The sequence below is a fragment of the Pseudomonas sp. SMN5 genome, assembly GCF_052041925.1.
Lineage (GTDB): Bacteria > Pseudomonadota > Gammaproteobacteria > Pseudomonadales > Pseudomonadaceae > Aquipseudomonas.
Genome location: NZ_JBKGGX010000041.1, coordinates 22,854 through 30,335 on the forward strand (window position 1 = coordinate 22,854; position 7,482 = coordinate 30,335).

Consider the following 7,482-nt stretch of genomic DNA (forward strand, 5'->3'; position numbering starts at 1 on the left):
TCCCGCTGGGGTGCGTAGCAGCCCCCAAACCTGACGTCACCCGCGGTACCGAGTGACCTGGGTTGCGGCTGCTGCGCAGCCGAGCGGGAGCAAGATCCCTCGCGACAGGGCAGCATTTCAGGCCGGCAGTCAGCGTTCCAGGATATGCCGCCAGCATTGCAGGCCGGTTGCCAGCGATAGGCCACAAACAAAAACGCCGCGATCTCTCGCGGCGTTTTTTTTGTTGGCGCTGGCTCAGCCCAGGTTCTTGCCGAGCAGGGCGTGGTACAGCTCGCTGTCGCCGAGGATCCCGACGACCTTCTGGTTGTCGTGGAGCACCAGTTTGTTGCCGGTCTGGTAGCGGATCTGCAAGGCGTCGCGCATGCCGATGTTGGAATCCACCAGCGTCGGGCGGCGACCCAGTTCTTCGACGGCCTGGCCCGGCACCCAGTTTTGCAGGTCCAGTGCCGCGCCGTTCTGGCGGGCGCCCTTGATGGTGTTGCCTTCGGCCAGGTCGAGCCAGGAATCGCCACCCGGGTCCAGGCACACCGAGCCGTTGATGCGCTTGCAGTTGTCCAGGGTGCGCATCAGGCTGCGACCGCAGAGCACGTTGAGCGGGTTGGTATGGGCGACGAAGGTGCGTACGTAATCGTCCGCCGGATTCAGCACGATCTCTTCCGGCTTGCTGTACTGGATGATCTTGCCGTCCTTCATGATCGCGATCCGGCTGCCCAGTTTCAGGGCTTCGTCCAGGTCATGGCTGACGAACACGATGGTCTTTTGCAGTTTGCGTTGCAGTTCCAGCAGTTCGTCCTGCAAACCCTGGCGGATCAGCGGGTCGAGGGCCGAGAACGGTTCGTCCATCAGCAGGATGTCGGCGTCCATCGCCAGGGCACGTGCCAGGCCGACCCGTTGCTGCATACCGCCGGACAGCTCGTCGGGCTTCTTGTTGCGCCACTGGGTCAGGCCCACCAGCTCGAGTTTTTCATCCACCAGCTTGCGTCGTTCCTTCTCGGGACGACCCTGCATTTCCAGGCCGAAGCTGATGTTCTCGCGCACGGTCAGCCAAGGCATCAGGGCGAACTTCTGGAACACCATGGCGATGCGCTTGGTGCGCATCATCTTCAATTCGGCAGGCGAGCAGGAGGCGATGTCGATCTGCCGTCCTTCATGTTCGACGAACAACTTGCCGCGACTGACGGTGTTCAAACCGTTGATGCAGCGCAGCAGACTGGATTTGCCTGAGCCCGAAAGGCCCATCAGGACACAGATCTCACCCTTCTCGATGGACAGGCTGGCTTTTTCCACACCGACGATCAGGCCGGTCTTTTGCAGGATTTCGGGGCGCGAAAGGCCCTTGTCCAGAAGGTCCAGCGCGGCCTTGGGACGGTTGGAGAAAATGACATCGACGTCTTCGAAACGAATGATGCTCATGCGTCACCCCCTACTTTAGCGTCGGGTTGTTTGCAGATTCGGTCGAGCATGATCGCCAGCAATACGATCGCCAGGCCGGCTTCGAAGCCCAGGGCGATATCAGCGGTGTTCAGTGCGTTGACCACGGGTTTGCCCAGGCCATCGGCACCCACCAGCGCAGCGATCACCACCATCGACAACGACAACATGATGCACTGGGTGACACCGGCCGCGATGCTCGGCATCGCATGGGGCAGTTCGATACGCGACAGGAGCTGGCGACGGGAGCAGCCGAAGGCTTTACCGGCGTCGAGCAATTCTTCCGGAACGTCGCAGATACCCAGGTACGTCAGGCGGATGGGCGCGGCAATCGCGAACACCACCGTGGAGATCAGGCCCGGAACCACGCCCAGCCCGAACAGGGTCAGGGTAGGAATGAGGTAGACGAAGGTCGGTACGGTCTGCATCAGGTCGAGCACCGGCCGCATCAGGGTGTAGAACATCGGCTTGTGCGCGGCAACAATGCCCAGCGGCACGCCGATCAGTACGCAGACCAGGGTGGCGAACATCACCTGGGCGAGGGTTTCCATGGTTTCCTGCCAGTAACCCAGGTTGAGAATCAGCAGGAAGGACGCGATGACGAATACGGTCAGGCCCCATTTACGCTGGATGAAATGCGCCAGCAGGGCGATGAGGCCGATCAGGGCCAGGGGGTTGAACCAGGTCAGCGCAAACGTCACGCCGTGAATCATCGTTTCCAGAAACAGCGCGATTGCGTCGAAGGTGCTGGCGCCGTTTTGCGTCAACCATTCGACAAAGCCCGCGATGTACTGGCCCAAGGGTATTTTCTGATCAATGAGCATGGTAGTGAACGTCCGCATGCAAGGGATTAACAGCCCGGGCGAGCGAGCCCGCCCGGCCTAACATAAGCAGTTACTTCGCGAGCTTGGCTTTCACGGCTTCCAGGCCAGGTTTACCGTCAATGGTGGTCACGCCAGCGAGCCAGGTATCGAGTACCTGTGGGTTCTTCTGCAGCCAGGCCTTGGCGGCGGCTTCAGGCTTCATCTTGTCGTCCAGGACGTTGCCCATCAGCGAGCTTTCCATGTCGACGGTGAACTCAAGATTCTTCAGCAGTTGGCCAACGTTGCTGCATTCCTGGCTGTAGCCCTTGCGGGTGTTGGTCGCCACGGTGGCCGCGCCGAAGTCGGGACCGAAGAAGTCATCGCCGCCGGTCAGGTACTGGATCTTGAAGCGGGTGTTCATCGGGTGAGGAGCCCAACCCAGGAACACCACGTCGGTGCCGCGTTTCGAGGCGCGGTCAACCTGCGAGAGCATGCCGGCTTCGCTCGATTCGACGACTTTGAAACCCGCGTCCTTCAGGCCGAAGGCGTTCTTGTCGATCATGCTCTGGATCAGGCGGTTGCCGTCGTTGCCAGGCTCGATGCCGTAAATCTTGCCGTCCAGTTCTTTCTTGAATTTGGGGATGTCGGCGAAGTCATGCAGGCCTTTGTCGTACAGCGCCTGGGGCACGGCGAGGGTGTACTTGGCACCCTTGAGGTTGGTGCGTACGGTTTCCACGGTCCCGGCCTCGCGGTAGGCCTTGATGTCGTTCTCCATGGTCGGCATCCAGTTGCCGAGGAACACGTCCATGTTCTTGCCATCGGCCAGGGACTTGTAGGTCACCGGCACGGAAATCATGGTGGTCTTGGTCTTGTAGCCCAACGCATCGAGTACCACGCTGGTAGTGGCGGTGGTCACGGTGATGTCGGTCCAGCCGACGTCAGAGAAGTTGACGGTGCTGCATTGCGGGGGTTCTGCAGCGTTGGCCAGCATCGGAAGACTCAGCATGGCGGCCAACAACAATGGCTTGGAACCTTTCATGGGTAGACTCCTGGTGTTTTATCGGCAGTGTCCTGGCAGGACAACCGCTCGCTTATTGGTATTGCGGTTGGTGGCGCGTGGGCACTCTCTTGCACGCGGCCTTGCAAACGAGCCGTAACTGATCATGTACCAGTGCAAATCTGACGCCTACGGGGATAGTCGTATCCAGTACAGGGAGGGTCGCATCCAGTGTCGGTGACGTCGTTTACAGATTTTTTCTGCCCTTGGTGCAGCTCTGACACGCAGAAAAACGCCGTAAAACCGGGGTAAAACGCCGGCGGCGCTGGCGGGCATGATTGCGTCGGTGTCAGACGTCGGGCTCCAGGGTAAAAACCGGATGATGCGGCCATCCCGGCGTTGAGCGTAGCAGCTCCGTCAGCGGGCGCTTCCGCGCCCGCGTGTGCCCGTTCTGGAGGTTCTAGGCAATGGCAATCAGCGTATTCGACCTGTTCAAAATCGGTATCGGCCCGTCCAGTTCCCACACCGTGGGCCCCATGCGTGCCGCGGCGTTGTTCGTGCAAGCACTGCGGGAAAAGGCGTTGCTCGACGAGGTGCGCCGGATCGAGGTGCAGTTGTATGGTTCGTTGTCGGCCACAGGCATCGGCCACGGCAGCGATACCGCTGTCATCATGGGGTTGATGGGGGAGTGGCCGGATGCAATCGATCCGTCGCAGATCGCCCCGCGTATCGCGCTGTTGCGCGAGACCCAGACCCTGTTGCTGGACGGTCGCCTGCCGGTGCCGTTCGTATGGTCCCGGGACATGCGCCTGATCGATGAAAACCTGCCGTTCCACCCCAATGCAATGACGCTGGTGGCCGAAGGCGACAACGGCGAGTTGCACCGTGACACCTATTATTCGGTGGGCGGTGGTTTTGTCGTCGACCAGGCCCAGGCCAACAGCGGCGTCGTCGATCTGGATACCACCGAGCTGCCTTACGATTTTTCCAGCGCCGAAGAACTGCTCCAACTGTGTCGCACTCACAACCTGCGGGTGGCCGAATTGATGATGGCCAACGAAAAGGTCTGGCGCTCGGAAGAGGAGATCCGCAGCGGCCTGATGAAACTCTGGCGGGCCATGCAGGAGTGCGTCGAGCACGGCCTCAAACATGAGGGCATCCTGCCCGGCGGCCTGAATGTTCGACGGCGTGCGGCCAAGCTGCACCGCAGCCTGCAAGAGCTGAACAAACCCAATGTCATCGGCTCGACGCTCAGCGCCATGGAGTGGGTCAACCTGTATGCCTTGGCGGTCAACGAGGAAAATGCCGCCGGCGGGCGCATGGTCACGGCCCCGACCAACGGCGCGGCCGGGATCATTCCGGCGGTGCTGCATTACTTCATGAAATTCAGCGAAGCGGTGACCGACGCCAACGTGGTGGACTACTTCTTAGGTGCCGCGGCGGTGGGGATCCTGTGCAAGAAGAATGCATCGATCTCCGGTGCCGAAGTCGGTTGCCAGGGGGAGGTCGGTTCGGCCTGCGCGATGGCGGCGGCGGGCCTGGCGGAAATCCTCGGCGCGACGCCGGAGCAATTGTGCAACGCAGCGGAAATCGGCCTGGAGCACAACCTCGGCCTGACCTGCGACCCGGTGGGCGGCCTGGTGCAGGTGCCGTGCATCGAGCGCAATGCGATTGCCGCGGTAAAAGCCATCAACGCTGCACAAATGGCCCTGCGCGGCGACGGCCAGCACTTTATCTCCCTTGACCGGGTGATCCGCACCATGCGCGATACCGGTGCCGACATGCATGACAAATATAAGGAGACCTCGCGCGGCGGGTTGGCGGTGAGTGCGGTGGAGTGCTGACAGAACACCGCACCTGCCCCTGTGGCGAGGGAGCTTGCTCCCGCTGGGGTGCGAAGCACCCCCAAAACCTGGCACCCTCGGTCTTTCAGAAGTTTCCCGAAGCCCCTTTTTCGCCCGCTTTACGGTCGAGCGGGAGCAAGCTCCCCTCGCCACAGGAAGGCTTGTCGCCGGTCCTGATAGTGATCCGCATATCGCTCGTAAATTGAGCAGAAAGAAGAAAACACGCCACCTTTTAGCGCGTCGCTAACAGACAAGACGCCCGTTGTCGGGTTCGTCGCTATACGGCGCCTGACCGTCCGTCACCCGCCCTGTGGTGATACCGGTTGCGCAAGCGGCGCAGCCCAGTACCCACAAGTGCTACCGAACTGCTCACAGCCCGCTGTGACGGCTGCCCGCCGCCACGATTAATGCCAATAACCTGTACCGGATCCACCCCTTGTCTAGAGGGGCGCGATGTCGTTTTCAGGATTTATTGAATACGCATTCAACTTTAGGCACGGCAATTGCTCTATCCCGCAAAAGCCCGTTTCTGGCAACAGAACGATGGCAATAACAAGAGCCTCCGCCTGAGGCCATCACCCGCTTTGTGTGAGGAGATACCGCGATGACGACGTCCAACTCCGGGGCCCAACCCCAGAACCGTGCGCCTCAATCCATCGGCTTTCTGCTGCTGGACAATTTCACGCTGATTTCCCTGGCGTCCGCGGTAGAGCCGCTACGCATGGCCAACCAGTTGTCCGGTCGAGAGTTGTATCGCTGGACCACCCTCACCGTCGACGGCGGCCAGGTCTGGGCCAGTGACGGCTTGCAGATCACCCCTGACGCCTCCATGCACAAGGCACCGCCCCTGGACACGGTCATCGTATGTGGCGGCATCGGCATCCAGCGCACTGTTACCCGCGAGCACGTGTCATGGCTGCAAGGCCAGGCCCGCCAGTCCCGGCGCCTTGGCGCGGTCTGCACCGGCAGTTGGGCCCTGGCCTGCGCCGGCCTGCTGGACGGCTTCGATTGCAGCGTGCACTGGGAATGCCTGGCAGCGATGCAGGAAGCTTTCCCACGGGTGTCGATGAGCACCCGGTTGTTCACCCTCGACCGCAACCGTTTCACCAGCTCCGGCGGCACCGCGCCGCTGGACATGATGTTGCACCTGATCAGCCGCGATCACGGTCGCGAACTGTCGGCGGCCATTTCCGAAATGTTCGTCTACGAGCGCATCCGCAACGAGCAGGATCACCAGCGTGTGCCGCTCAAGCACATGCTCGGCACCAACCAGCCGAAGCTGCAGGAAATCGTCGCGCTGATGGAAGCCAACCTGGAAGAGCCGATCGACCTCGACGAATTGGCGGTGTACGTCGCCGTGTCGCGGCGTCAGCTGGAGCGTTTGTTCCAGAAGTACCTGCACTGCTCGCCGTCGCGCTATTACCTCAAGCTGCGGCTGATTCGTGCGCGGCAGTTGCTCAAGCAGACGCCGATGTCGATCATCGAAGTGGCCTCGGTGTGCGGCTTCGTCTCCACGCCGCACTTCTCCAAGTGCTACCGCGAATACTTCGGCATTCCGCCGCGTGACGAACGTGTCGGCTCCAACACCACGCAGCAGGTGGCGATGATGCCGTTGCCGCAGGCCCTGGTGCTGTCGCCATTGTCCGGCCCGCTGTCGGCGCTGAGCCAGGCGCGCAATGAGTCGACGTTTGCCAGTGTAAGGCTCTGAGCCGAGGCCCTTTGTGGCGAGGGAGCTTGCTCCCGCTGGGGGCGAAGCCCCCCAAATCCGGATATCACGGTGTTCCAGAAATATCGCGGAGACTGGATTTGCGACCGCTTCGCGGCCGAGCGGGAGCAAGCTCCCTCGCCACAAGGTCAGGCGCTGTGGTTCTTCTGGTAATCCGCCAACGCCGGCAGCAGCTGCTGTTCGATCGCCTGGCGCACGGCCGGCAGGATGGTCGCGCTGCTGGTGTACATGTCCTTGACCATCCGCCGCAATTCATTGGCGCGGGCCCTGTCCAGCCCGCGTACGGCACACTCACAGGCCTGTTCGGCGCTGGAGCCGCTGGGAATCTGGAGACCCAGGGCCTTGAGCTGGCCCAGCAGGTCTTCCTGGTCGATCAAATCGGCGTGCATCATGACGCTTTTCCTTGTTCCGGGATGGGGGGCGTGACTCGATTCTGGTAGCCACCCGAAGCGGCGGCAAGGGCAAACTGTCGCAATGGCAGGGATACCTATGAACAGGTCGTTTTCGGTTAACTCGCACAATCCGGGACTGGGCACACTGGCCTCAAGCTGAATCACGATGGTTTGGTCACCCTCGCGCAACAGCTCCTCCAGTAACGCCTCCTGCCCCGATCCTGTCACGGCTTGATTGGGGATTTTTTTGTCTGTGAATCAGGGAAAGCTTGGGTGTCAGGTGGATTGT

The 7,482-nt window shown here is 61.3% G+C and carries 6 protein-coding genes; 2 read left to right on the plus strand and 4 right to left on the minus strand.

The features are described from left to right. Positions 1 to 234: 234 nt before the first annotated feature. The 3 genes from choV to ACLEJR_RS26010 all read right to left on the minus strand — a co-directional run bounded on the left by choV (position 235) and on the right by ACLEJR_RS26010 (position 3,273). Positions 235 to 1,413 (minus strand): choline ABC transporter ATP-binding protein, encoded by a 1,179-nt coding sequence (gene choV / locus ACLEJR_RS26000; RefSeq protein WP_440796241.1) that lies wholly within the window; start codon positions 1,411 to 1,413, stop codon positions 235 to 237. Beyond that, positions 1,410 to 2,255 (minus strand): choline ABC transporter permease subunit, encoded by an 846-nt coding sequence (choW, locus tag ACLEJR_RS26005; RefSeq protein ID WP_245144625.1) that lies wholly within the window; start codon positions 2,253 to 2,255, stop codon positions 1,410 to 1,412. The genes choV and choW overlap by 4 nt, the downstream gene beginning before the upstream one ends. Positions 2,256 to 2,325: 70 nt before the next feature. Next, the gene (locus tag ACLEJR_RS26010) at positions 2,326 to 3,273 is read right to left on the minus strand and encodes a choline ABC transporter substrate-binding protein (RefSeq protein WP_440817508.1); all 948 of its coding nucleotides are present in this window, start codon (positions 3,271 to 3,273) and stop codon (positions 2,326 to 2,328) included. A 425-nt stretch (positions 3,274 to 3,698) separates the two neighbouring features. On the opposite strand from ACLEJR_RS26010, the gene ACLEJR_RS26015 reads away from it, so the two are divergent. Further along, the gene (locus ACLEJR_RS26015; RefSeq protein ID WP_440817509.1) at positions 3,699 to 5,075 is read left to right on the plus strand and encodes an L-serine ammonia-lyase; all 1,377 of its coding nucleotides are present in this window, start codon (positions 3,699 to 3,701) and stop codon (positions 5,073 to 5,075) included. A gap of 604 nt (positions 5,076 to 5,679) precedes the next feature. Then, positions 5,680 to 6,783 carry a GlxA family transcriptional regulator gene (locus tag ACLEJR_RS26020; RefSeq protein ID WP_042731607.1) on the plus strand — a complete coding sequence of 368 codons (1,104 nt, stop codon included), beginning with the start codon at positions 5,680 to 5,682 and terminating at the stop codon, positions 6,781 to 6,783. Between the two features lie 146 nt (positions 6,784 to 6,929). Here ACLEJR_RS26020 and ACLEJR_RS26025 read toward each other — a convergent pair whose 3' ends face one another. Beyond that, complete coding sequence (locus tag ACLEJR_RS26025; RefSeq protein WP_440796248.1) at positions 6,930 to 7,193, minus strand: hypothetical protein; 264 nt, start codon at positions 7,191 to 7,193, stop codon at positions 6,930 to 6,932. Positions 7,194 to 7,482: the final 289 nt, after the last annotated feature.